At 67.2% G+C, this 25,149-nt stretch carries 22 protein-coding genes; 9 read left to right on the top strand and 13 right to left on the bottom strand.

What is annotated here, in order from left to right; genetic code table 11:
• Nucleotides 1–177 precede the first annotated feature (177 nt).
• The 3 genes from AC5RVD_RS12455 (at nt 178) to AC5RVD_RS12445 (ending at nt 2,430) form a co-directional block, all read left to right on the top strand.
• The gene (locus AC5RVD_RS12455; protein WP_494127068.1) at nt 178–669 is read left to right on the top strand and encodes a cation:proton antiporter regulatory subunit; all 492 of its coding nucleotides are present in this window, start codon (nt 178–180) and stop codon (nt 667–669) included.
• A gap of 2 nt (nt 670–671) precedes the next feature.
• Complete coding sequence (locus AC5RVD_RS12450; RefSeq protein ID WP_494120695.1) at nt 672–1,856, top strand: cation:proton antiporter; 1,185 nt, start codon at nt 672–674, stop codon at nt 1,854–1,856.
• Nucleotides 1,857–2,004: 148 nt separating this feature from the next.
• Nucleotides 2,005–2,430, top strand: coding sequence for a GNAT family N-acetyltransferase (locus AC5RVD_RS12445; protein ID WP_494127067.1), 426 nt, complete (start codon nt 2,005–2,007; stop codon nt 2,428–2,430).
• Between the two features lie 509 nt (nt 2,431–2,939).
• Here the strand turns inward: AC5RVD_RS12445 and AC5RVD_RS12440 are convergent.
• Both AC5RVD_RS12440 and AC5RVD_RS12435 read right to left on the bottom strand, forming a co-directional pair.
• Nucleotides 2,940–5,327, bottom strand: coding sequence for an ATP-binding cassette domain-containing protein (locus tag AC5RVD_RS12440; protein WP_494111171.1), 2,388 nt, complete (start codon nt 5,325–5,327; stop codon nt 2,940–2,942).
• Between the two features lie 172 nt (nt 5,328–5,499).
• Nucleotides 5,500–6,441: a 5'-3' exonuclease gene (locus AC5RVD_RS12435; RefSeq protein ID WP_494127066.1), complete on the bottom strand. Its 942-nt coding sequence runs from the start codon at nt 6,439–6,441 to the stop codon at nt 5,500–5,502.
• 61 nt (nt 6,442–6,502) lie between these two features.
• Here AC5RVD_RS12435 and AC5RVD_RS12430 point away from each other — a divergent pair, with 61 nt between their 5' ends.
• Entirely contained in the window at nt 6,503–7,405 is a 903-nt protein-coding gene (locus AC5RVD_RS12430; RefSeq protein WP_494127065.1) for a hypothetical protein, read from the top strand.
• A gap of 38 nt (nt 7,406–7,443) precedes the next feature.
• Nucleotides 7,444–8,076 carry a peptide deformylase gene (locus tag AC5RVD_RS12425; RefSeq protein ID WP_494127064.1) on the top strand — a complete coding sequence of 211 codons (633 nt, stop codon included), beginning with the start codon at nt 7,444–7,446 and terminating at the stop codon, nt 8,074–8,076.
• A 24-nt stretch (nt 8,077–8,100) separates the two neighbouring features.
• Here the strand turns inward: AC5RVD_RS12425 and AC5RVD_RS12420 are convergent, their stop codons facing one another.
• The gene (locus AC5RVD_RS12420) at nt 8,101–10,173 is read right to left on the bottom strand and encodes a S9 family peptidase (RefSeq protein WP_494127063.1); all 2,073 of its coding nucleotides are present in this window, start codon (nt 10,171–10,173) and stop codon (nt 8,101–8,103) included.
• A gap of 74 nt (nt 10,174–10,247) precedes the next feature.
• Here AC5RVD_RS12420 and AC5RVD_RS12415 point away from each other — a divergent pair, with 74 nt between their 5' ends.
• Nucleotides 10,248–11,168 (top strand): putative RNA methyltransferase, encoded by a 921-nt coding sequence (locus AC5RVD_RS12415; protein ID WP_494127062.1) that lies wholly within the window; start codon nt 10,248–10,250, stop codon nt 11,166–11,168.
• On the opposite strand, the gene yczE is transcribed toward AC5RVD_RS12415, so the two are convergent.
• The gene (gene yczE / locus AC5RVD_RS12410; protein ID WP_493987202.1) at nt 11,165–11,809 is read right to left on the bottom strand and encodes a membrane protein YczE; all 645 of its coding nucleotides are present in this window, start codon (nt 11,807–11,809) and stop codon (nt 11,165–11,167) included. The genes AC5RVD_RS12415 and yczE overlap by 4 nt on opposite strands.
• Before the next feature lie 267 nt (nt 11,810–12,076).
• Between yczE and AC5RVD_RS12405 the strand changes: the two genes are divergently transcribed.
• From AC5RVD_RS12405 to AC5RVD_RS12395, 3 genes are all read left to right on the top strand, one after another.
• On the top strand, nt 12,077–12,550 hold the full coding sequence (locus AC5RVD_RS12405) for an NfeD family protein (RefSeq protein ID WP_493987203.1): 474 nt from the start codon (nt 12,077–12,079) through the stop codon (nt 12,548–12,550).
• A 61-nt stretch (nt 12,551–12,611) separates the two neighbouring features.
• On the top strand, nt 12,612–13,544 hold the full coding sequence (locus AC5RVD_RS12400) for an SPFH domain-containing protein (RefSeq protein ID WP_494111165.1): 933 nt from the start codon (nt 12,612–12,614) through the stop codon (nt 13,542–13,544).
• Nucleotides 13,545–13,816: 272 nt separating this feature from the next.
• Nucleotides 13,817–14,164, top strand: a complete 348-nt coding sequence (locus tag AC5RVD_RS12395; protein ID WP_493987205.1) for an RNA polymerase-binding protein RbpA — start codon at nt 13,817–13,819, stop codon at nt 14,162–14,164.
• Between the two features lie 90 nt (nt 14,165–14,254).
• Here AC5RVD_RS12395 and AC5RVD_RS12390 read toward each other — a convergent pair whose 3' ends face one another.
• The 9 genes from AC5RVD_RS12390 to AC5RVD_RS12350 all read right to left on the bottom strand — a co-directional run bounded on the left by AC5RVD_RS12390 (nt 14,255) and on the right by AC5RVD_RS12350 (nt 25,110).
• Nucleotides 14,255–14,986 (bottom strand): polyprenol monophosphomannose synthase, encoded by a 732-nt coding sequence (locus tag AC5RVD_RS12390; RefSeq protein ID WP_494127061.1) that lies wholly within the window; start codon nt 14,984–14,986, stop codon nt 14,255–14,257.
• Between the two features lie 507 nt (nt 14,987–15,493).
• Entirely contained in the window at nt 15,494–17,128 is a 1,635-nt protein-coding gene (locus tag AC5RVD_RS12385) for an amidohydrolase (RefSeq protein WP_494127060.1), read from the bottom strand.
• Between the two features lie 36 nt (nt 17,129–17,164).
• On the bottom strand, nt 17,165–19,984 hold the full coding sequence (locus AC5RVD_RS12380; RefSeq protein WP_494127059.1) for a DEAD/DEAH box helicase: 2,820 nt from the start codon (nt 19,982–19,984) through the stop codon (nt 17,165–17,167).
• Between the two features lie 65 nt (nt 19,985–20,049).
• Nucleotides 20,050–20,868, bottom strand: coding sequence for a twin-arginine translocase subunit TatC (tatC, locus tag AC5RVD_RS12375; protein WP_494121009.1), 819 nt, complete (start codon nt 20,866–20,868; stop codon nt 20,050–20,052).
• 47 nt (nt 20,869–20,915) lie between these two features.
• A complete protein-coding gene (gene tatA, locus AC5RVD_RS12370; protein WP_494111161.1) occupies nt 20,916–21,200 on the bottom strand; it encodes a Sec-independent protein translocase subunit TatA in 285 nt (94 codons plus the stop codon).
• A gap of 42 nt (nt 21,201–21,242) precedes the next feature.
• Nucleotides 21,243–21,578: a hypothetical protein gene (locus AC5RVD_RS12365; RefSeq protein ID WP_494111160.1), complete on the bottom strand. Its 336-nt coding sequence runs from the start codon at nt 21,576–21,578 to the stop codon at nt 21,243–21,245.
• Between the two features lie 10 nt (nt 21,579–21,588).
• Nucleotides 21,589–23,586 (bottom strand): helix-turn-helix transcriptional regulator, encoded by a 1,998-nt coding sequence (locus AC5RVD_RS12360; protein ID WP_494127058.1) that lies wholly within the window; start codon nt 23,584–23,586, stop codon nt 21,589–21,591.
• Nucleotides 23,587–23,699: 113 nt separating this feature from the next.
• Nucleotides 23,700–24,095 carry an FKBP-type peptidyl-prolyl cis-trans isomerase gene (locus AC5RVD_RS12355; protein ID WP_493978452.1) on the bottom strand — a complete coding sequence of 132 codons (396 nt, stop codon included), beginning with the start codon at nt 24,093–24,095 and terminating at the stop codon, nt 23,700–23,702.
• A gap of 73 nt (nt 24,096–24,168) precedes the next feature.
• Nucleotides 24,169–25,110: an FKBP-type peptidyl-prolyl cis-trans isomerase gene (locus AC5RVD_RS12350; protein WP_494127057.1), complete on the bottom strand. Its 942-nt coding sequence runs from the start codon at nt 25,108–25,110 to the stop codon at nt 24,169–24,171.
• Nucleotides 25,111–25,149 lie beyond the last annotated feature (39 nt).

Here is a 25,149-nt window from a genome sequence, read left to right as displayed (position 1 = left end):
TTCAGGGGTCCCGCCGGGATGCAAAACGGGATACCGTTGCCGTCACGGAGACGCTTGCATCTCCGGGCCCGCAACCGATCAGAACCCTCGGCCTGATCCTCGGCAAGGCCGCGTGCAGCTCCCGGGTCTGTGCCGTTGTGAGTCGGCTTATATCGGCCTTCAACGTAGGAGCGTGCTGTGGAAATTGTCGAAACCATGCTCCCCGGCGTCGGCATGCGCTATGACCTCAAGACGAGGACCAACGTCAGTTTTTCCCTGGTGATCGATCGGAATGGCGGGGCAGACATCCTCACCTTTGACGAGGACGATCCGGACCGGGCAGTCAGCAAGCTCCAACTGGAACCGGAAGAAGCGTTACAGCTGGCCGAGCTTCTGGGCGCGCCCCGGATCATGCAGCGCTTTGCGGATCTTTCCAGGGAGGTCCCGGGACTGGAAACCAGCCGCTTCACCATTCGGCCAAACTCACCGTATGCCGGTCGGCCGCTGGGCGACAGCAAGGCCCGCAGCCGAACGGGGTGCTCAATCGTGGCGATCATCCGCGGAGATCGCGTGATCACGGGCCCCACTCCGCAGGAGCAGCTGCTGGCCGCCGATGACTTGATAGCCCTGGGGTCGGCCGATGGTCTTGCCGCACTTGAAGCTCTCATCAATGCGCCGACCGCCACCTGAACGTGACACACCTGTCGCTCCTCCTGATCGAACTGGGAGTGCTGTTCACCGTCCTATCCGGGCTCGGGCTTCTAGCACACAGGCTTGGCCTTTCACCGGTCCCGTTTTACCTCCTTTCCGGGTTGCCGTTCGGAGAGGACGGACTGCTGCCGGTGCATGCAGCGGGGCCCTTTGTGGAAACCGCGGGGGAGATCGGCATCGTCCTTTTGCTGCTCCTGCTGGGACTCGAGTTCTCCGCGGCAGAGCTGATGTACAGCCTCAAGCGGCATCGTGTCTCGGGCTTGATAGATTTCCTGCTGAACGCGGTCCCCGGGTTCCTGCTGGGACTGGTGCTGCAGCTGCCGTGGCAGGCGGCTTTGGCGCTTGGGGGAGTCACCTGGATTTCCTCGTCCGGCATCATCGCCAGGTTGCTGGATGACTTGGGCCGTTTGGGTAACCGGGAGACGCCGGCGGTGCTGTCGATATTGGTCCTGGAAGACATCGCCATGGCGTTGTTCCTTCCAATCCTGGTTGTGGTCCTTGCCGGCGGCGGAGCCTGGCAGGCAGCCGGGGGAGTAGCCCTGGCCGCAAGCGCAGTAACGCTCGCCCTGGTCGCGGCACGTAAGGCCGGGTTCCGGATGGGACGTCTGCTGTCTCATCCCCAGAATGAACAGGTCATGTTGCGCCTCCTCGGCATTACATTGGCCGTTGCCGGAGTGGCCGAGGGTATGGGCGCCAGCGCAGCAGTGGGCGCCTTCCTGGTGGGTATAGCGATTCCCCAGCACTTTGCCGACCGTGCCCGGAGCGTTTTGAGCCCGCTGCGCGATCTCTTTGCAGCAATCTTCTTCGTGACCTTTGGCCTGGCCATCGATCCTGCGGACATGTGGCCCATCCTGCCTGCAGCCCTGCTGTTGTCCGTCGTGACCGCTGCTACGAAACTGGGTACGGGCTGGTGGGCAGCAGGAAAAGAAGGCGTGCGGCAGCGTGGACGGCTCCGGGCGGGGGCCGCTCTGGTCACCCGGGGTGAGTTTTCTGTCGTCATTGCCGGTTTGGCGGTTGCGGCAGGCTACACAGTGGTGGGGCCCATCGCTGCAGCATATGTGATGATCCTGGCGGTCGCAGGCCCTCTTCTCGCCCGCTTCAGTGACGCCTGGATGCCTCCAGCGAACGGTAAGAATCTGCCGAAACCGGCTCCCAAGCCGAGGTGAAGGTCTTTCATGAAGCAAACCGTCACCAACTGTCAGGAGGCAGGGGACTGCGGCACATCCAGGCATCCAGCTCGGCGACCGGAAACCGGGGCGCGCGGGACTCCACCGCATCAGACGCCGAGGGATATCGCAGTGCAACACTAGGTCAGTGGCTGCTTTCACGATATCGACCGCCCTGCCAGTATCCGATGCAGAACTGCTTTCGCTCTATGAGTCTGTTGGTTGGGCGGCCTATACCAACAACCCGGATCTGCTCTATCGTGCGATAAGGAACTCGTCCTTCGTAGCAGCGGCTCGGACTCAGCACGGCAAGCTGATAGGCCTCGCTCGGACCATTTCGGACGATGCAACGATCTGTTATGTGCAAGACATCCTGGTGCACCCGGCGTTTCAGGGAACCGGCGTCGGACGCGCCCTTTTTGACCAGGTGAGAGAGCGGTACCAGCACGTTCGGCAAACGGTACTCATCACCGATGATGAACCTCGGCAACGCGCCTTTTACCAGTCCATGGGACTGACCGAGGGATCAGATTTTGAAGCAGGCCCGGTTCGTGTCTTCGCCCACTTCCGCTAAGCGCCTCCGTCCGGGAAGGCCACGCGAACCTCGGACGGGGAGGCGCACTGGTCCCGGGCCGGCTTCGCTCGTGGGGACCACAGCTCGAGACTACTTGACATAATGTGGATTATCGGCGTTATGAAATGGCCGAGCGGGGGCCGATTTGAGACTGTTCTGGTCCTGCCGCAGCGCAGTCCACTCGGGTCCTCGGCTGCGCACTGGATCAAACTGTCCATAAGCAACATGCGCAGCTTCCTGGGTCAATCTCCTTAGCTGGCTGACTGCGTTCGGCCGTTCGCGAATCCGTTCGCAGACTGACTGACTGGCTCACGACGGCACGTCGGCTGGGTGCAGGCAGCCGACGTGCCGTCCGGAGACGTACTAACGGGCGGCGGGTTGAAGGCTGGAGGAACCGTTGCGGCCGCGACCAAGCCCCCCGGGTCGTGGGCCCGGTCAACAGCGTTAGGTTGACATAACTCTGCACCCGCCCCTGCCGCCGGAGTCGGGACACCGGCGGCAACGTCCGCTCAGGCCCCGACGTACGCCGCGAGGTGCTTGCCGGTCAGAGTGGAACGATCGGCGACGAGCTCGGCCGGCGTCCCCTCGAAGACGATGCGGCCGCCGGCGTGCCCGGCTCCGGGGCCGATATCGATGATCCAGTCGGCATGCGCCATGACTGCCTGGTGGTGCTCGATCACAATGACCGACTTGCCGGAGTCAACGAGGCGGTCCAGCAGGCCGAGCAACTGCTCGACGTCGGCTAGATGCAGTCCCGTCGTTGGCTCATCGAGCACGTAGATGTCGCCCTTTTCGCCCATTTGGGTCGCCAGCTTGAGCCGCTGCCGCTCGCCGCCGGACAGCGTGGTGAGCGGTTGGCCGAGCGTCATGTAGCCCAGTCCCACGTCGGCGAGCCGCTCCAGGATCTTGTGGGCGGCGGGTGTGCGCGCGTCGCCTGTGCCGAAGAACTCCTCGGCCTCGTTGACCGGCATGGCCAGCACCTCGGCGATGTTCCGGCCGCCGAGCCTGTATTCCAGCACCGCCGCCTGGAACCGCTTTCCCTCGCATTCCTCGCAGGTGGACTCGACGGTCTCCATGATGCCCAGCTCCGTGTAGATGACGCCGGCGCCGTTGCAGACGGGACATGCGCCCTCGGAATTGGAGCTAAAAAGAGCCGGCTTGACGCCGTTTGCCTTGGCGAACGCCTTGCGGATCGGTTCAAGCAATCCGGTGTAGGTGGCCGGATTGCTGCGTCGTGACCCTTTGATCGCGCCCTGGTCTATCACCACGACCCCGGGGCGGCGGGCGACCGAGCCGTGGATCAGCGAGCTCTTGCCCGAACCTGCGACGCCGGTGATCACCGCAAGCACTCCGAGCGGGACGTCGACGTCCACGTCCTGCAGGTTGTGGGTCGAGGCGCCCCGGACCTCCAGGGCACCGGTGAACGGGCGGACCGACTCTTTGAGGGACGCCCGGTCGTCAAGATGGCGGCCGGTGGTGGTGTCGCTCCCCCGCAGTTCTTCCACGCTGCCTTCGAAGCAGATCGTCCCGCCTGTCGTGCCGGCGCCCGGCCCGAGATCCACGACGTGGTCGGCAATCGCGATCGTCTCGGGCTTGTGTTCCACCACCAGCACAGTGTTGCCCTTGTCCCGCAACTGGAGCAGCAGCTGGTTCATCCGCTCGATGTCATGGGGGTGCAAGCCGATGGTGGGTTCGTCAAAGACATAGGTGACGTCGGTGAGCGATGAGCCCAGGTGGCGGATCATCTTGGTGCGCTGTGCCTCTCCCCCGGACAGCGTCCCCGCCGGCCGGTCGAGCGACAGGTAACCCAACCCGATCTCCGCAAACGAGTCGAGCAGGTGCTGCAGGCCGGTAAGCAGCGGGGCGACCGACGGCTCGTCCAGATCGCGGAGCCAGTCGGCCAGGTCGCTGATCTGCATCTGGCAAAGGTCTGCAATGTTCTTACCGCGGATCTTCGACGACAGCGCCTCCTGGGCCAGTCGGGTTCCGTTGCACTCGGGACAGGTGGCGAAGGTGATCGCCCGGTCCACGAAGGCCCGAATGTGCGGCTGCATCGCCTCCCGGTCCTTGGAGAGCATCGACTTCTGGATCTTGGGAATCAAGCCCTCATAGGTGAGGTTGATCCCCTCCACCTTGATCTTGGTCGGCTCCGAATAGAGCAGCTGGTGGAGCTCCTTCTTCGTGAACTTCGCAATTGGCTTCTCCATGGGCAGGCCGGCGCCGCTGAAGATGCGGCCGTACCACCCGTCCATGCTGTAGCCGGGCACTGTCAGCGCGCCTTCGGAGAGCGACTTCGTGTCGTCGTAGAGCGCGGACAGGTCGAAATCGCTGACCGAGCCCATGCCCTCGCAACGGGGGCACATCCCGCCGAGCCGGTTGAAGGTCGCTTTCTCCGCCTTGGTCTTGCCGCCGCGCTCTACCGTGATGGCCCCGCTGGCCTTCACCGACGGGACGTTAAAGGAAAAGGCGTTGGGCGACCCGATGTACGGGTCGCCCAACCTGCTGAAGAGGATCCGCAGCATGGCGTTGGCGTCGGTGGCCGTGCCGACGGTGGAGCGCGGGTTGGCGCCCATCCGCTCCTGGTCCACGATAATGGCGGTCGTCAGGCCCGCGAGGAAGTCAACCTCGGGCCGGGCCAAGGTCGGCATGAAGCCTTGGACGAACGCACTGTAGGTCTCGTTGATCATGCGCTGCGACTCTGCGGCGATGGTGCCGAACACGAGCGAACTCTTGCCCGATCCCGAGACCCCGGTAAACACGGTGAGCCGCCGTTTCGGGATCTCGACATTGACGTCCCTGAGGTTGTTCACCCGTGCGCCCTGCACCCGGATCAGGTCATGGCTGTCCGCGGAAGGCAGCGACGGCGGCTGCAGGTCCTTGGTTGTGGCCGTGCTCATGGTGTCTCCATCTCTTGGGTGCCTCGCCGGCACCGCCGACCCTACCGGAACCGTCCGATCGGTGTCGGGGTGCCTGCCCTGCGGGCGCCCCTCGCCCCGCCGCGGCATCGATTACGTATTTACCTTAATGGACTTGCCCGAAACCCGCGCTGGAATTGTTGCCCACCGGCGGTTACTCTGCCGCCTCGCCAACCGCCTGGAGCGCTTGCAGGATGCGGCGGGACGGTCCGCCCAGGTTCATGTCCTTCGCGAGCTGTTCGAGCCGCTCTGCCTGTTCGGTGTCCAGCGGCCGGAGGCCGGCATCGAATGCGCCAAGATCCAGATCGCGGACGACGCCGACGACGGTCGGCGCGACGTTGAGGTAATCGGCGGCCTCCGTGATCTTCGCCCGCAACCGTGCCGCCATGGAAGCCGTCGGATCTGCTGCCGCAGCAACGATCCCGTCGAGGCTGCCGTAATCCTTCAGCAGCCCGGCCGCCGTTTTGTCGCCGATGCCGGCAACTCCGGGCAAGCCATCGGACGTGTCTCCGCGCAACGTGGCGAAGTCCGCGTACTGGCTGGGCAACACGCTGTACTTGCGCACCACCGCCACGTCGGTCATGACCTCGAGGTTGCTCATGCCCCGTGCCGTGTAGATCACCCGCACCCCGCGGTCGTCGTCCACCAGCTGGAACAGGTCCCGGTCGCCCGTGACGATGTCCACCGGCACGTCGGCCTGGGCCGCGAGACTGCCGATGACGTCGTCGGCCTCATGGTGGTCCGCTCCGATGACGGTGACATTGAGCGCGTCGAGCACCTGGCGGATCAGGGGCAGTTGGGCCACCAGGCCCGGCGGGGTCTCCTCGATATCGAGGCCGTCCGGTACCAGCCTGGCCACACGGTGGCTCTTGTAGGTGGGAATCAGGTCCACCCGCCAGGCAGGGCGCCAGTCGTTGTCCCAGCAGGCCACCAGCCGGGTCGGACGGTAGTCGGTGATCAGCCGGGCCATGATGTCGAGCAGCCCGCGCACGGCGTTCACGGGCGTGCCGTCCTTGGCCTTGATCGTGTCCGGCAGGGCGTGGAAGGCCCGGAAGTACAGCGACGCTGTGTCGAGGAGCATCAGTCGTTCGGCCACAAGTTGCCCTTTCGCCGCCGGTGAGGATCACGTCCACTGAAGTTGGTACTACCTTAGTGGCATGGCTCCCGGTCCCCTGCGCTACCGCAACGGCCCGGTGCTGCTGCTGATGTCGGCAGCCGTGCTGGCCGCATGTTCGCACGCTCCCGGGAGCCTCACGCCCGCCTCCCCGAGCGCCCGGGATTCGGTCTCTGCTGCCGTGGACCAGAGCCGTGCGGACTACACCGACCGAGTGGTCAACCTCATGATCACCAACACCTCCGAGGCGCCCTTGCTCGTCACGTCCGCGGCGCTGCAATCACCCCTTTACGACGGCGCCGCGGACTGGAAACCGACGCGCACCGGCGGGACCAGGATCGCTGCCGGTGCAACGGTGAGCCTGCCGGCGGACCTGCCGGCCGCCCGGTGTTCGGACGGTCGCCCCGCGGATGCCGCGGCGCATCGGATCACGGTAACCCTGGACGGCGAGGGGCCAGCGCCCGGTACGGTGGAAGTCCCCGCCGCCGATCCGCACGGTGTGCTCACCCGCAACTACTCCGGGGACTGCCTGGCGCAGGCAGCGGCTTCGGTGGCCGAGCTGCGGGTCAATCCCGGGCTGGAGGTGCTGGCCGGGAGCAACGCGGCCGTCGTCGAAATTGACGTGCAGCCGTCCGGCCGGAATGGGGCGCTGGTGATCGAATCCTTCGGGACCACCACCTTGCTCAACGAGGACGCCGACCACCCGTGGCCCAGGAACATCCACGTGGCCCGAACTGACCCGGCGTCGCGGCTGGCCCTGCATGTCGTGCCGACCCGCTGCGATCCCCATGCCCTGGCCGAAGACAAGGTGGGCACCAAGATTCCGGTGACCATCAGGACCACGGGCGGACACGGCGTACTCCGGCTGGACGGCGGACAGGATTTCACCCGGAAGGTGTACCGGTTTATCACCGAAGCGTGCTCCTCCGCGGACCGAGGCGGCTAGCGGCGCCGGAAGGGTCCGCGCGCCCTACACTGGCAGCTGTGACTGACTACTCTGCAGAACACCTGCGCGATCTGGTCCATTCGCTGGCCGCCGCCGGCGGCCCTGCCCCGATCCTGCAGGTGGGCGAGCCCGTGCTGAGGCAGCCCGCCGCGACGTTCGACGGGCAATTGGACGACACGGAGCTGAACGCCCTGCTGGCGCTCCTGCGCCGGACCATGCACGCAGCGCCCGGCGTCGGACTGGCGGCGCCGCAGATCGGCATCCCCCTGCGCATAGCGGTCCTCGAGGATACGTTCGAAGCGGCGCCCGAGGTGGCCGCAACCCGGGAACGGGCCCCGCTCCCCTACTTCGCCATCATCAATCCGTCCTACCGTGCCCGCGGCGACGAGACAGCCGCGTTCTATGAGGGGTGCCTGTCCTTCGCGGGCTACCAGGCAGTGGTGGAGCGTCCCCGCAGCGTCGACCTTGACTTCGAACGGCCCGACGGCGACCGGGCACGCGAAACGTTTTCAGGTTGGCAGGCCAGAATCGTGCAGCACGAAACCGACCACCTCTCCGGCACGATCTATGTGGACAAGATGCATCCCCGGTCCCTGTGCGGCAATGACGAGTACACCCGGTACTGGGCGCAGCCGACCATTGACCGGGCACGCGCCGGCCTGGCCTTTTAGGCCGACACCGGGCCGGCAGCCGGACTACGTCCGGGCTGCGGCGTCCGGCGCTGCGGCTGCGACGGGTTCGCCGTCGTGGTTCCGTGCCGTGGGAAGGTGGGCCGCCCACCAGCGCAGGATCTCGTCGAAGCGCTGCTTCCGGTGCCACGGCGTGCCGGTGCGGGACAGCTCATGGTTCTCCCCGGGGAAGATCAGCAATTGCGTGGGGACGCCGCGCTGCTTGAGGCCCACGTAGTAGCGCTGGGCCTGTTCCAGCGGGCAGCGAAGGTCGTCTTCGGAATGGACGACGAACACCGGCGTGCGGACGGAATCCAGCTGGGCGAACGGGTTCTGGCCGCGGACCTGCTCCGGATCCGTGCCGGTGTATTCGTCGGAGAAGAACCAGCCGATGTCCGAGGAGCCGACGAAGGACGGCGGATCGAGGTAGCCCCGCTCCACGATCGCCGCCGTGAACCGGTGGTCCCGGGACACCGTCCAGGCGGTCAGGTAGCCGCCGTAGGATCCGCCCATGATGCCCTGCCGCTCACCGTCCAGCTGGGGGTATTTGTCGATGGAACCCTCCAGGAACGCCAGGACATCGGCCATGGCGAGGGTTCCCATGGCGCCCTTGACGGCGCGGCCATGGGCCTGCCCGTAGCCGGCGGAACCCCGCGGGTTGCACATGACGACGGCGTAGCCGGCCTCGGCATAGACCTGTGCCTCGTCGAATAGCTCCCAGCCGTACTGCGCGAACGGCCCGCCGTGGATGTTCAGCAGCACGGGATGCGGCCCCTGGCCTTCAGGCAGCAGCACCCAGCCGTGCACCGGGTACCCGTCCGCCGAAGCGAACGTCTCTTCCCGCGGCTGGATGATGCCGGAGTCCCGCAGCGCCGCGGAGAAGTCCGTGAGGCGGGTAAGTCCGCCGCCGGCCACGAGCCCCAGGTCGCCGGCGGTCGACGCGTCGGAGAAACTGAGAACGGTGCGGTCCGCCGCCCGGGCGGCCGCCGATGCGTTCAGCGGCCCGTCGACCAGGACCGCCATGCTGCCGGTTGCCGAGACCTCCACCAGTTGCACGGCGCCGCGGTGCCGGTTCAGGGCCAGCACCGCATCCGGACCGGCGGTCACCAGCTTGCCGTCGGCCAGGTCCATCGCCTCCGGATCGGTCAGGCGGCGCGCCTCGTGGGGGGCGGAGACCGGAGCCGCGTACAGCGCGGCATTTTGGGCGACGAAGTCCCTCCCGCCGCCGATCAGGCTGCCCAGATAGAACAGCCAGCTGCCGTCGGCGCTGGGCTGCGGCGACGCGGCGGCCAGGAGCGGGCCCGAAAGGTTGGACATCAGCCGCGGGCCGCCGGCGGCGGCGTCGGGCTCCAGCGCGTACACATCCCGGCGCAGGTCCTCGTCGGCTCCCTCGTGGAGGGCGGCGGTGAAGTAGAGCGTGACGCCGTCCGGGCTGAAAGCCGGGCTGTCATGGTCGGCGTCCGCGAACGTCAGCCGGCGCGCTTCGGGCACGGCAGAAAAGGCGGCTTCGGCTTCCCGGCCCGCCTTGTGGGCGGCGCGGCCCACCGGGGCGACCGGCGGTTCGGCCTGCAGATCCGGTGCGTCCACCACGAACAGCTGGGCCCGCTTGTCGCCGGTGTAGCCGACTCCGTTCAGGCGGTACTTGTAGCCGCTGACCAGCCGGGCGTCCTCGGCACCGGGACCGACGCCGTCCGTCGTGCCGTAGCGCCCGTCGGCGGGGACCCGGGCCGCGAAGACCAGGCGGCGTGAGTCCGGGGACCAGACGAAGGAGGAGACACCCAGTTTTTGGTCGGTGACGGCGACCGGCTCCCCGCCCCGGCTGTCCACCACCATCAGTTGCGCCCGTTCCCCGGGCCCGACGGCCCGCAGGAACGCCAGGGAGAGCCCGTCGGGCGAGTAGGCGGGCGCGGTGTCCCTGAAACCGCGCGTGAGGCGGCGCGGCGCGGCGCCGCCGTCGTCCAGCGGGACCTCCCACAGTTGCCCCACGTAGCTGTCCGACGAAAAGTCGGGATGCGTGGCCGATACCGCGGCGCGGCCGCCGTCCGGATGGAGCGTGGGGGCGGACACGGAATTTAATAAAGCAATGTCTTCAGATCGCACGCCTGTGAGCCTAGTCTCACCAGCAGGCCGGAGCCAATCGGTCGAGCGCGGCACGGCTCTGCCTAGGATGGAACATGCCCTCCGCCCCGCACTTCCTGGACCTGATTCCGCTGCTCCTCTGCCCGGTCTGCGGGGAACGCCTGGTGGCCGCGGGGCAGTCCCCTGCCGAGGGGCTCCGCTGCACGGAAGGCCACCAGTACGACGGCGCCCGGCAGGGTTACGTCAATATGCTCACCGGGCGCGGCACCCGGTTCATTCCGGACAGTGCCGAGATGGTCGCCGCGCGGGATGCGTTCCTGGGCGCCGGCCACTACGCCCCCTTGGCGGAGCAGCTGTCCCGGACGGTCCGCGCCCTCCAGCCCGGCTCCCCCGGCTCCCCCGGCTCCCCCGGTCCCGTGGTGCTGGATGCCGGCGCCGGTACCGGATACTACCTCGGAGCCGCCCTGACGGGACTGGCCGACGGGCGGGCCGTGGCGCTGGACCTGTCCAAGTTCGCCCTCCGGCGCGCGGCCCGGCTGCTGCCGGATGCCTTGTGCCTGGTCTGGGACCTCTGGAAGCCGCTGCCGCTGGCGGCCGGGACCGTGGACCTGATCCTCAACGTCTTTGCCCCCCGCAACCCGGCCGAATTCGCCCGGGTGCTGAAGCCGAACGGACATCTGGTGGTCGCCACCGCCGCCCCGGGGCACCTGGACGAGCTGCGCGAGGTGGTCCCGCTGCTGGCCGTCGATACCGACAAGGCGGACCGGCTGGGTGCGGCGTTGGGCGACGAATTCGAGGAGCTGGCGGCCGATCCGCTGCAGGTGCCGCTTCGGTTGGGCACGGAGGACATCGTGCGGCTGGTCATGATGGGGCCCAACGCCCACCACACCGATGCCGACGCCGTGCGCGCGGCCGTGGGGGATGCCGGGGGCCCGCTCCGGGTCACCGCGCGTTTCACCGTGGGCACGTACCGGCGCCGCGGCCGCGGCGGGCAGCCCGTGCGCCCCGCCCGCTAGCCGTGCGGGGTGGCCGGCGTTTGCTTGCGCACGGCCGGATTCAGGTCGACGAACATCCACTTCAGGAACAGCTGGATCAAGGGTCCGATGGCCAGGACGAACACCAGCGTGCCCAGACCCACGACGCCGCCGAGCAGCCACCCGGCCAGGGTCGCACCTGCTTCGATCCCGGTGCGGACAATCCAGACCTGCCAACCGGTGGCCGCATGCAGGCCGGTCATCAAGCCGTCCCGGGGGCCGGGACCGAGGCCTGCCCCGATATACAACGCGCTGGCCGCCGCCAGCAGGACCAGGCCGGCACCGAAGGAGAGAACCTGCGCGGCCAGGTGATCCCAGAGCGGAATGAGCAGCAGCCCGAAGTCCGCGAAAAAGCCGACGAGGATGGCGTTCGCGATCGTTCCCGCGCCCGGCTTTTGCCGCAGCGGGATCCACAACAGCAGCACGGCCGCGCTGATCGCCACCGTGGCCCAGCCGAAGCTGATGCCCGTGGCCCTGGCGATGCCCTGGCTCAGCACATCCCACGGGGCGGAGCCAAGATTGGCCCTGACCATGAGCGCGATGGCGATCCCGTAGGCGAAGAGGCCGGCAAACAGCCGCAGCGTCCGCAGGGAGAGCCGATCGCTGGTCAGCAGGGTTCGCATGTCCGGTTCCAGGGGGCGCGGCGGGGCGCGGTGTTCAGCACTGGATCATCCTATCCAGCAATGCCCCGGGGCCCGCCGGAGGACCTTTCTGGTCACAACTTGGCCACGAAACGCTCCCGACCGCCCGGAAGTGGCGGATTTCACTCCGCCACGCGCCGTCGTCGGGCATGATGGAGGTATTAAGGGCACCAGCAGCCCGCGGTTTGATGCATGCGTGCACGAGGCAGGCTCGGGAGACGGCGGCTGCTCCAACATCAGGGGGTACTGATGATCGAATGGCTCGTCGCCAACAGCTGGGTACTCTGGCTGGCCGTGTTCCTGATCCTGGCCATCGTCGAGATGATGACGCTGGACCTGTTCTTCATCATGATGTCCTCCGGTGCACTCGTGGCCCTGTTCGGGGCACTGCTCGGCCTGCCGTTCTGGATGCAGGTGGTCATCTTCTGCGTGGTCGCGCTGCTGATGGTGCTTTTCGTCCGACCGGTAGCGCTGCGGCATCTCCGCAGCGGACCGCGGGACCTGGCCACCAACGTGGACCGGCTGATCGGCGAATCGGCAATGACCCTCGAATCCGTCACCGACCATTCCGGCGTGGTGAAGATCGGCGGCGACACCTGGTCCGCCCGTTCGGCGGATGGGTCGGCCATCCCGGCCGGCCAGCGCGTTTCGGTGGCCCGGATCGAGGGTGCAACCGCCGTCGTGACCCCGCAGCGCGCAGACGGGCCGCTGCCGGCCCAGTAAGACCCGGGCCGGGAACCGTGCCGGCACCGTGAGCCACCGACACCACTCTTAGAGGGGAACTATGGATAGCAATATCGGAATCTGGATCGTGCTGCTGGTCCTGATCATCTTCGTCGTGATCGTGCTGGTCCGCGCCGTGCGGATCATCCCACAGGCACGGGCAGGCGTCGTGGAACGGCTGGGCAAGTACCAGCGCACGCTGAACCCCGGGTTGACCATCCTGATCCCCTTCGTGGACCGGTTGCTGCCGCTGCTGGATCTGCGCGAACAGGTCGTGTCCTTTCCGCCGCAGCCGGTCATCACCGAGGACAACCTGGTGGTTTCCATCGACACCGTCGTCTACTTCCAGGTGACCGATGCCCGCGCCGCGACCTATGAGATCGCCAACTACATCCAGGCGGTCGAGCAATTGACCACCACCACGCTGCGCAACGTGGTGGGCGGCCTGAACCTGGAAGAGGCGCTGACCTCACGCGACCAGATCAACGGCCAGCTCCGCGGCGTCCTCGACGAAGCAACCGGACGCTGGGGCATTCGCGTCTCCCGCGTGGAGCTCAAGGCGATCGATCCGCCCCATTCCATCCAGGACTCGATGGAAAAGCAGATGCGGGCCGAGCGTGACCGCCGGGCGGCGATCCTGACCGCCGAAGGCACCAAACAGTCCCAAATCCTGACCGCAGAAGGCCAGCGCCAGGCGGCCATCCTCGCGGCCGAAGGCGACGCCAAGGCGGCGATCCTGCGTGCCGACGGCGAGGCCCAGGCAATCCAGAAGGTGTTCGACGCCATCCACAAGGGCAACCCCACGCAGAAGCTGCTGGCCTACCAGTACCTGCAGACGCTGCCCAAGATCGCCGAGGGCGAGTCGAACAAGCTCTGGATCATCCCCAGCGAGGTCGGCGAAGCGCTCAAGAGCATTGGCAGCGTGCTGGGAACGGCTACGCCGGACAGCGAGACCGCGCCGGTCTCAACTACCGTCGGCGAACCCCGCGGCTGAGGCCGCAGCGGCAAGCACGGGCCGGGAGTCCGAAGCGTCCGCCCATTGTGGATGCTACGCGCTCCCGGCTTCGGTTTACCCGGAACCGCGGCCCGGACTATAATAGGTGGTTTGCCGGGAAGTTGCCGCCTACAACCATCCTTGACGCTGGCAGGATTGGCGTTATCATCACGGCCGGGAACAGACGGCCGCCCGCCGACGTTGAGAATGTTAGCGAGCCATTGCGGACGCGGTCGATCCGCCGGTCCGCCACAAGACAAGAGGGAGAGATCATGAGCGATCGTAGCCTGCGGGGTATGCGCCTCGGAGCGCAGAGCATGGAGACTGAATCCGGCGTCGAGCCGGCTCCGCGCCAGCGCGTTGAATACCGTTGCGAGGACGGCGAGCAGGTGTTCGTGACCTTTGCCGCAGAAGCAGAGATCCCCCCGGTATGGGTTTCGAAGTCGGGCAAGGAAGCACTCCTGGTCAACGGGGAAAGGCCCGTAGACCCGAACGCCAAGCCGGTGCGCACCCACTGGGACATGCTGCTGGAACGCCGCAGCGTTGAGGAGCTCGAACAGATCCTCGAGGACCGCCTGACCAAGCTGCGCGAACGCCGCGGCGAACGGCGCACGGCCTAGAGTCCGACTGTATCCGTAAAGAGAGGGAGCGCACCCGCCAGGGCGCGCTCCCTCTCTTTGTGCGGTAGGGCCTGTGTGCGGTCGGGCCGGTCAGCGTTTCCGGGCGCGGAGTTTCCGCCACTTGTCGGCGATCCCCCACTTGGTGACCAGCGCGATGGACTCCAGCACGATGCCGCCGCTCATTTTCGAGTCGCCGTATTCGCGTTCGACGAAGGTGATCGGCACTTCGCGGACCGCCAGTCCTGCCTTCAGGGTCTGCCACGTGAGGTCGATCTGGAAGCAGTAGCCGACCGATTCCACGCTGTCCAGGTCGATGGTGCGCAGGGTCCCGGCCTTGAAGGCGTTGAAACCGCCGGTGATGTCCCGGATGGCCACGCCGAGCATGAGGCGGGAGTACAGGCTGCCGCCCAAGGAAATGGCCTTGCGGTGGAGGGGCCAGTTGACCACTTTCCCGCCGGGAATCCAGCGCGAGCCCTTGACCATATCCGCGCCCTCATTGAGTGCGCCCAGTAACCGGGTCAGTTCCTCAGGCTGGTGGGAGCCATCGGCGTCCATCTCCACCAGGACGTCGTACCCGGCGTCAAGCCCCCAGCGGAAGCCGGCGATGTAGGCGGCGCCCAGACCCGCTTTCCCCTCGCGGTGGAGGACGTGGATGGCGGAGTCGTCGGCCGCCATTCGGTCGGCCAAGGTTCCGGTGCCGTCCGGGGAATTGTCGTCGACAACCAGGATGTCCGAGCCGGGTACGGCGGAGCGGAGGCGGGCTACTGTCTTCGGGAGGGACTCAATCTCGTTATACGTCGGGATGATGGTGACGACCCGCACTCAGTGGCCTTTCGAACGTTGTGCTGCAAACCGCAGATTTCCTCGTGCAGGAGATACCCCGGGGGCTTCCGCATCGACGGTCCAGTATAGGCCATGAGTTTGAACGGGCGGCCGGCGGGCAAACCCTGCCGCGCGGCGTCAGGTGAAAGGAAGGGTAGGTCCGCACGCCTTCGGGCCACGAAAGCAAACCTGTGGGGGAACGCAGACATGTTTTCTACTGACGTGCGGACCTACCCTGGAAGTGCCGGTTCGTCAAGGGACAACGGGCGCAACTGCACTCAGGCAGGTGCCGCCTGCAGCCTCTCTCCCCGGCACGGACCGGAATCCGCGAAGAAATACCGGCCCATTGAGAGTTCAGCCTACTGGCTCTGAGGGATGTGTCAATACCGCTCTGACCTGCGGTTTTGTCCATACCTGCACGTCAGAGCGGGGCTCGCGGCGGCCGAAAGTTGCCGAAATCAAGCAATTCGTTCAGATTTTTGGGCCTCCGCCCGGACGGGGCCGGCCTCAGAACGCATTAAAAATGGTTATTCCATTTATCACCGTGCGGACACACTCCGGCAACCTGTCGCTGTTGAGGGAAGGAAGCATGGGCGTTCCGGCACGTGCGTCGGTGCTCCAGGCCGACACCCGCGAGTCGGGGGTCTGGATGGAGAGTTCGTCCGCGTCCCAGACGGCGAACGTCGCGGGAGTTCCCGGAGCCAACTGGCCCTCCATGGGATTCCGTTCCCCTGCGGCCCGCCAACCGGCCCTGGTGTGCGCCAGGAACGCTGCCCGGGCGGAGATCTGCTCAGACCGGTTGTGGTGCTCCAGGCACGCTTTCACGGCGGCCCACGGGCTTTGTTCCGTAACCGGGGAGTCGGAGCCGATCGCGACCGGAACGCCCGCAGTCTGCAATGTTCCCACTGCGTTCATGGCGAGTGCGGCCTCGGCGCCGAGCCGGGTGGCGTACATGCCTTCCGCTCCGCCCCAATAGGCGTCGAAGAGGGGTTGCATGCTGGCGGTGACCCCGTGTTGAAGCAGCCGCTCCAGTGCCCCCTCCGGCACCATCTCCACATGTTCGAGGCGCGGGCGGGCCGAACGCACCGCGGCATGCCCGATCCGTTCGGCGGCCAGGTCCAGGGCGTCGAGCGCCCGCAGCAGCCCTGCGTCGCCAATCACGTGGAAGCCCGCCTGGATGCCCTGCTCCGCTGTCACTTCCACATGCCGCGCGGCAGCCTCGGTGTCGAGATAGAGCGTCCCGTGTGCCCCGGGGAGGTCGGCATAGCCGGCGCTGATGGCCGCCGAATGCGATCCGATGGACCCGTCCATGGTCAGGTCCCCGGCCAGCCCCCGCAGGCGTCCGGAGAAGAAGTGCACCGTTTCCCTGACCTGTTCGGCGGAGGTCATCAGCTCGCCCCAGTACGGCAGGATCCTGGGTCCAGGCTCGGCATCGCCGAGCGCCAGCAGCCCCAGCAGGTCATCGGCGGGCCCCAGTTGCGGGGAGGCCATTTCCGCCAGGGCGACGTAACCGCGGGACGCTGCGTGCTGCAGGGCCAGGCGCTGGAGGTCTTCACGCCGGCCGGCCGCAGGGGTCTGCACCGCTGCCCGGACCCGTTCGAGGGCCGGCCCGCTGGCCGTTCCGGAGCCCGACCAGCCCGGCAACTCCGAGAGCGACAGACGGGACGCCAGAGCAGCCGAGACGGCCGCGGAATGGACATCCACCCGCGTCAGGAAGACATCCGCTCCGCCCGTCGCGCGGTCCAGTTCGGCGGCGGAGGGAGCGCGGTTCTCGGGCCAGCGGGTTTCGTCCCAGCCGTGACCGACGACGGGGCCGCCGTCCTGCCGTGCGGCGGCGGCAACGGCGTCGAGCAGTTCCACCAGCGATGCGCAGCCGGTCAGGTTGAGCGAGGACAGCGCGAGCCCCGTCTGCGTCACGTGGGCGTGCGAGTCCACGAAGCCGGGCGCCACCAGGCGGCCATCGAGGTCGACGACCTGCATGCTGCTGTCGGCGATCGACGTGGCGGCATGCTCCGAGCCGATCCAGGCCACGGTGCCGCCGTCGACGAGCATTGCCGTGGCGTACGGGTCGGCCGCGCTGTAGATGCTGCCATTGCGGTACAGCGTGAGGCCCGTGGCGGCGGGCAGGACAGAGTCGCTCATGGAAATCCTTTCAACATGGTGGTGCGCGGGACCGCGCTATTCGGCCACGGCCGCGTAGGCGACGACGCCGCGGCGGACCAAGCCGATGGCTTGCCTGCCGCGGGCCGCGAGCTGGGGATCGAGGCCGGGTACTTTGATCAGCTGGTCGAGCAGGTCGATCACCTGCTTGGCCCATCGGACAAAGTCGCCGGCCGCCAGGTCCGTGCCCTTGAGGGCGGTTTGCAGGGACCGGCCGCTGGCCCACTTGTACATCGGCCAGGCGAGTCCCAGTTCCGGCTCGCCGGTGAGCGGCAGCCGGTGCTGTTCCTCAAGATCGGTCAGCTGTGACCACTCACGGACGGCGATCATGACTGACGCTTCCATGGCGGACGAGGGCATCTTGGGCCGGATGCCGGCCTCTTCCCGCTTGGCCTGGTACACGAGGCAGGACACGAAGGCCGCCAGTTCCGCGGCGGTCAGCCCATCGAAGGCGTCCTGCTCCAGGCACAGCGCCACCAGCAGGTCGCGGTCGCCGTAGATCCGCCGGAGCCGTTCGCCGGCGGGGCTGATGGCGACGCCGTCGCCGCCGGTCTCCAGGTAGCCATAGCTGTCGAGCACCTGGCAGACCCGGTCGAAGGTCTTGGCTATGGTGTTCGTGCGGCCCTGGATCTGCGTCACCAGCTGGTCGGTTTCCTTGCGGAGGTTCCACCAGCGCTCGGCCCAGCGGGCATGGTCTTCCCGGTCGCTGCAGCCGTGGCAGGGGTGGGCCTTGAGTTTGCGGCGCAGGTCGTTGATCTGCCGCTCGGCCTGTGTCCCGCCCGGGACGATGAAGTCACGGTGCTCGCTCCCCCGCCGCGGCGGACGCTTGTCGTGCAGGGCATTGCGCAGCGAGGACGCCAGGTCGCGGCGTTCCTTGGGGCTGCGCGCGTTGAACGTCTTGGGGATCCGGATGGTCGAGAGTACCTCCACCGGGCCCTGGAAGTCGTCCACGGAGATGCGGCGGATGTGCTTTTCCTGGGTCAGCACAGTGGGGCGGGGCTCGCGGGCGGATTCGTCCCGGTCCAGCACCACGGCATAGCCGAGGTTCCGGCCGGCCGAGATATCAATGATGTCGCCGCGGCGCAGGCGGTCCAGGGACGATGCCGCCGCCGAGCGAAGGTGCCGGGACTGGGTGCGGGAGGCGCGTTTCTCGGCCTCGTTCAGGTCCCGGCGCAGGCGCGCGTATTCGTTGAAGTCGCCCAGATGGCAGCTCATGGCCTTCTCGTAGCCGGCCAGCGATTCTTCCCGGTTGCGCACCTGCTTGGCCAGGCCCACGACGGAGCGGTCGGCCTGGAACTGGGCGAACGAGGTTTCCAAAATCTCGCGGGCCGGGCCGCGGCCGAACTGAGCGATCAGGTTGATGCTCATGTTGTAGGTGGGCCGGAAACTGGAGTTCAGCGGATACGTCCGCCGCGACGCCAGGCCCGCGACGGCCCCCGGGTCGGTACCGGGCTGCCAGAGCACCACGGCGTGGCCTTCGACGTCGATGCCCCGCCTGCCCGCGCGGCCGGTGAGCTGCGTGTACTCCCCCGCCGTGATGTCGACGTGTGCCTCGCCGTTGAACTTGTCCAGTTTCTCCAGCACCACGGACCGCGCCGGCATGTTGACGCCGAGCGCCAGCGTCTCCGTGGCGAAAACGGCGCGGACCAGGTTGTCGGCGAAGAGCTTTTCGACCACTTCCTTGAACGTCGGCAGCATGCCGGCGTGGTGGGCCGAAAACCCGCGGGACAGGCCTTCGCGCCAGGTCCAAAAGCCAAGGACGTCCAGGTCCTCTTCGGCAATGTCCTGCACTGCCTCGTCCACGCGGCGGACGATGACGGCGCGTTCCTTCTCCGTGGTGAGCAGCAACCCGGATTCCAGGCACTGCTTGACGGCGGCATCGCAGCCGTTGCGGGAGAAGATGAACGTGATGGCCGGCAGCAGTCCCTCGCTGTCGAGCTTGGCGATGACCTGCGGCCGGCTGGCACGCCGGATCCGGGTCAGTGCCTGCCGCGGGGGTTCGGGTGCGCGCCGCCCGCGCCGGCCGCCCGAACGCCCCCAATTGGCGCTGCGGTTAAGGCGGTGCTCGGCCGATGCCAGCTTCAACAGCTCGGGGTTCACTTCGTAGGCGCGGCTGCTGCCGGTGCCGGATTCCTGCGCGGTTTCATCGAAGGCGACGTCGCCGGCGAAAAGGTCGAACAGGTCCGAGCCGACCATGACGTGCTGCCACAGCGGAACGGGACGGTGTTCGGACACCACCACGTCGGTGTCGCCGCGGACGGTATCGAGCCAGGCGCCGAACTCCTCCGCATTGGAGACGGTCGCAGACAGCGAGACCAGCTGCACGTCGTCGGGCAGGTGGATGATGACCTCTTCCCACACGGCACCGCGGAACCGGTCGGCCAGGTAGTGGACTTCGTCCATCACCACATAGGCCAGGTCCAGCAGGGTGTCGGAATTGGCGTACAGCATGTTCCGCAAGACCTCGGTGGTCATCACCACCACGTCCGCGTGCGGGTTGACCGAGGTGTCGCCGGTCAGCAGTCCCACCCGCTCGGCGCCATAGGTTGCCACCAGCTCGTTGTACTTCTGGTTGCTCAGGGCCTTGATCGGCGTCGTGTAGAACGCTTTCAGTCCCCGCTGCAGGGCCATGTAGACGGCGAACTCGCCGACGACGGTCTTGCCGGCGCCGGTGGGTGCGGCCACCAGGACGCCGCGGCCGCGCTCCAAGGCCTCGCACGCCTCGCGCTGGAAGGGGTCGAGTTCGAATCCGAGCGTCTGGCTGAACGAGTACAACCTGGTCTTGGAGAAGGCCACCCGTTCGGCGGCCGCCAGGTAGCGTTCGGAGGGGGAACTCATATCAAAAGCCTATCCGCTTAAACCCGCCCGCCCGATGGGTGCCGCCGACCCGGACCGGCCGCGGCCTATTTGGCCCCGTCCTGCTCTCCGTCGTCGGCCTTGAGCTGTTCGAGCGGGGTGGCCTGGTCGACGCCTGCGGCGACGTCCGCTTCGCGGATCTTGCGCCGCTTTTCCCGCCGCTTGTCGTTGAGCAGGCTGATGCCGGTTGCCACGAAGAACAACGCCAGCAAGGGGGCAGCCAGGAGGAACATGGACATGGCATCCGGGCCGGGGGCGGCCATCGCAGCCACCAGGCAGACCACGAACACCACGATCCGCCAGCTCTTAATGACCCGCCGGCCGGACAGCAGGCCGGCGAAATTCAAACCCACCAGCACCACGGGGAGCAGGAACGCGATGCCGAGCGAGAGGAACATCCGCATCACGAACGTCAGGTAGTCGGTGGCCAGGATCTGGTTCACGCCGCCTTCGGGCGTGAACATGGTCAGGACCTTGACGATCTCCGGGAGCACGATCCAGCCGAAGTAGATACCGAGCAGGAACAGCGGCACCGCGGCGAACATGAAGCCGAGCGTGTAACGGCGTTCTTTGGTCTTCAGGCCGGGCGTGATGAAGGCCCACACCTGGTAAATCCACACCGGGGAACTGACCAGCAGCCCCAGGAAGATGGAGACCTGGATCTTCAGGTCGAACGGTGAGCCGACACTGCCGTAGTTGATTTCGGCGCGCCGGCCCTCTTCCGCCGAGATCTCCATCAGCGGCGCCTGGACCGCGACCATCACGGGGTCGTACAGGAACCAGCCGGCGACTGCGCCGAGCAGGACGGCAATGCCGGAAACGATGAGCCGGTTGCGGAGTTCTTTCAGATGGGCCTTGAGCGGCATCCGCCCCTCAGGGTTGGCCTTACGGCCTTTCTTACCGGCCACGGCCCTTACTGCTGGTGCGGCGATGGGGATCCGCCGTTCGCATTCGGCTGCTGTCCGCGGTTGTCAGTATTGTTCCGTGGCGGGTTGACCACGCGGCCCTCGACGGGTTCCGATTCCGGGCCGGCAGCGGACGTGTCGTCGTCCTTCATCTGCTTCACCTCGGACTTGAAGATCCGCATGGACTGGCCCAGGCTCCGGGCAAGGCCCGGCAGCTTCGGTGCGCCAAAGAGCAGCAGCACAATGATGACCAGAATAATGATGGTCCAGGGGTTATCGAAGAGTCGTCCCATGCGTGGTTCCTTTCGTCTAGTCCATCCTATGCCATCTGCGGGTCAGGACAGCCGCAGATCCCGGAGGGACTGCCGCTGTCCGCGGGCCGCGCGCCGGGCAAACCTGCGTTGCCGCCGCTCCTCGCGCCGCCGCTCCTTGCCCAGGGAGTATTCCTCCTTGAGTACCGCGGGATCGGCAAAGAGGGCCAGCCGGGGGCTGTGCGGTTCGGCGGGCTGCTGTTCCGTCTGGAGTCCGGCGCCCAGCCGATCGGCCGCCGCCTCGAATTCACGCAAAGTTCGCACGAACTGGCGGAAAATCCGCCAGCCGAGCAGGGCGATGAACACCAGGGCCAGCGCGCAGAGGGCAACCCAGAGCAGGATCCAGAACCAGAGGGGCATGCTCTCCACTCTAGCTTCCGGCGGAAGCCAGCGCCGCGCGGTAGGCCTCGAGCGCCTGCTGCAGCCATTCCCGGGTCTGGCCTGCCGCCTCCGCCGGTTCCAGCACGGCGACCTCGCCACCGTGGCGTGCCACCAGGCCCGGCAGCACCGCCGTCGTGGACAACCGGATTTCGGCTGCCAGCGAACCGTCTTCCAGGACCGCGCGGCGCCGCGCGTTGTACCGGTCGGCGAGTTCGGCCAGGCGCTCGGAGATCCGAAGCACCACTACCTGGTCCGTCTCCTGCGGGGTGAACAGGCTGTCGGGGAATTCGCTGCTCCGCTCGGCCGGCGGCTCAAAGTGCTCGCCGGTGGCGGCCAGGGAGCGCATGCGGTCCACCCGGAACTGCCGCACGGCCTGCTGGCGGTGGCACCAGGCTTCGGTGTACCAGTGACCGTCCACGGCGAAGACCCGGAGCGGATCGATCCGACGGTTCGTCATCTCATCCCGCGACGGCACGAGGTAGTCGATGTCCACGCTCTGCCGGGAGGCCGCGGCTTCCTGCAGGGCGAGCACCTCGGGCGTGCTGTCCTCCGCCGCCAGATCCGCGGCGATCGCCGTATGGCGGGCGGCAACACCGCCGGCCGCCGCCAGCAGCTTGCTGAGCGCGCTGCGCACGGCGGGCTGCTCCCCCACCCCGGGCACGGTCTCGAGGGCCTGCAGGCCAACCACCAGCGACAGCGCCTCGTCCAGGCTCAGGCGTACCGGCTTGTCGATCTCGTCGGCGTTGTTGATGGAGATGGTGCCGTCTTCCCAGAAGGCTTCGATGAGTTGGTCGGGGCCGTAGCCGGGAGTCCCGCAGACGAACAGCAGGTTCAGGTCCTTGATCAGCTGGTTCTTGCTGATCTTGAACTTCTCGGCGGTAGCGTCCAGCGGCACGCCCGGGTTCGCCGTGACGTAGGAGACAAGGTCCAGCAGCCGCGGCAGATGGTCCAGGGACCCCGTCTTCCGTGACGGCCGTGAGCCGTCCTCCAGCAGGGAGTACGACGGCGGTGCTTGGGTTGCGGCCGCCAGGGCGGCTTCCAGCCGGCGCACCACGGCGCCGCGCAGCTCGTCCGGACCCTGTACCAGGGCGTTGGCGCCGTGCGAGGCAATTTCCTCGGCCAGCACCTCCGCGTCGCCGTAGCCAAGTGCCACCGCGTCCCAGCCCGCCGGGGGCCGGACGCCGTCGGCGGCGGCCGCGGCCGCACGAAGCGAGTTGGCTTTGTCCTGCCGGAGCAGGAGCACAGCCGTCCCCGTGTCCTCCGGCGCCTGCAGCCCGTCCAGCACCGTACGTATGGCGAAGCCTTCCGGGATGCCGTACGTCCCGGGCAGCTTCCTGACCGTGGAGGTGACCCTGGAGAGCCGGAAGGTGCGCTGGGCGTCCCGGTCCAGGTCCCGCCCGGCCAGGTACCAGTGGCCGTAACGGTTGCCCAGCCCCCAGGGCTCGACCCGCCGCGGCTGCGGCCGGCCGTCCTTGGGCGACCGGTAGTCGAAGGAGACGGGCGTGTGGTCCAGCACCGCCTTGAGCAGCGGTTCGAAGGCCGGCTCCGAGGTGCGGATGCGCGGTTCCACCCCGATCAGTGGATCGCCCTCGGCCAGGGCTCCCTGTACGTCCAGCCGGCGCACGGCCCGGGCGGCTGCGGACCCCAGCGAGGCCTGCTGCCACAAGCGCGAGGCCAGCGAGAGCACGGCGCTCTCCCGAGCGCTGAAGTTGAGTTCCGGCAGCCGGTACTTGTGCCGGTCAATCCGGTACCGCAGCCCGCTGTTGTCGTTTTCGTAGAGCGTGTCGTCCGGGAACGTCTCCACCGGGATGCCCATCTCCCGCAGGTCCTCTTTGTCCCGCTCGAACAGGCGGTTGAAGGCGTCGTCGGAGTTCGCCTCCCGGTACGGCGGGATCAACGCGCGCAGCTCTTCCTTGCTGTAGCCGCGGCGACGTTCCAGGAGCGCGATCAGCAGGTTGAGGAGTCGTTCGGTCTTGGAGGCGGACATAGTTGAAACGTTACTGGCTCCGGGCTTTCGGGGTGAAGTCAACACCGAAGGGCGGAGTAACGATGAACTAACGTTCTCCGTCGCTCCGCCCTTGGCATTTCGGTTTCTTAGGCTCAGCGGACGCCGAGCAGGTCCACCACGAAGATCAGCGATTCGCCCGGCGCGATGGCGGACCCCGCGCCGCGGTCGCCGTATGCGAGGTGGGCCGGGATCTCCAGCCGGCGGCGGCCGCCCACCTTCATGCCCAGCAGGCCCTGGTCCCAGCCCTGGATGACCTGGCCGACACCGACGCGGAAGTCCAGCGGTGCGCCCCGGTTCCAGGATGCGTCGAACTCTTCGCCGGTGGACCAGGCAACGCCTACGTAGTGGGTGGACACGGTGTCGCCGGCCTTGGCCTCGGCGCCGTCTCCCACGATGATGTCTTCGATCACCAGGTCCTGCGGGGTTTCGGTCCCGGGGAAGTCGATCTCAGGTTTGGTGCGGTCGTATTCGCGCTTGCCAAAAGACATGCTGAACCTCTCTTGCTTGACGTGTATCTGGTGCTGCCGTCGGCTACGTTACCGTACCGCGCGGGGGCATCCCTTACCGGACTTCCGTCAGCTCCACATAGAAGATGAGGTCACCCACAGCATCTCCCTGGCCCTGGACGTAGGCCAGTTCGGTGGGGATGGACAGCATGACCTTCGAGCCTTCCTTCAGGCCGGCCAGGCCCTTGGTCCAGCCTTCGATGACGCCGTCGAGCGGGAATTCGGTCGCTTCTCCGCGGGAGAAGCTGGAATCGAATTCGGTGCCCGCAGCCCAGTTCCACCCCGCGTAGTTCGCCTTCACGGTGCTGGATTCGGTGGCTTCCTTGCCGTCGCCTTCTTCGATGACCTTGACGATGAGGTTGTCCGGTGCGTCGTTGCCCTCCGGAATCTTGACCGAGGGGACGCCGCCGTCGTCGAGCGTGATCTCCGGCAGTTTGCCGGCCTTCTCCAGTTCGGCGACCTCGGCCGCATCGGCCTTGACGCCCTTGTCCTTGACGTCCTGCACCGTCAGGAAGAGCAGCTGCGGGTTCTGGGCGGGCGCGGAAGCACCGGCGTCTGCCGGCGGCTGGACGTAGTAGGCGATCTCGCTGCCCGGGGCGGAGCCGAGCAGCGCCTCGTACAGGGCCGGGTCGGCGGTTTCGAAGCCCTCGCTCAGTTCCACCGTCTGGTCGGCCAGGCCGGAGTAGGTTTCGCCCAGTTGTTCACCGGTGACCGCGTCCTTGGCCAGCAGCCGGTAGCGGATCCACTGGCCCGCGGCAGCACCCTCCCCCTCGCCTTCGGTAATGACTTCGGCCCGGGATTCGGGCAGCTCCAGCGGCGCGGAGAAGTCGACGGTGGGGGCGGCGCCCTCGGCGCCGGAGGTCACGGAGATGTCATCCAGGCTGTCCGAGCCCGAAGCGTCGTTACCGCCGCACGCGGTGAGCAGCAAGGCGGCCGGCAGAAGGATGGAGAGTATTTTGCGCACAATCGACTTTCTTATCGCGGAACTTGCGGGCACGGGACATTCTCGCAGAGAAATCTGGTGGTCCGCTTGGAA

The organism is Arthrobacter sp. THG-b23, assembly GCF_059091265.1.
The sequence above is the reverse complement of the archived record's forward strand: the minus strand, read 5'-3'. Positions and strand labels throughout refer to the sequence as shown.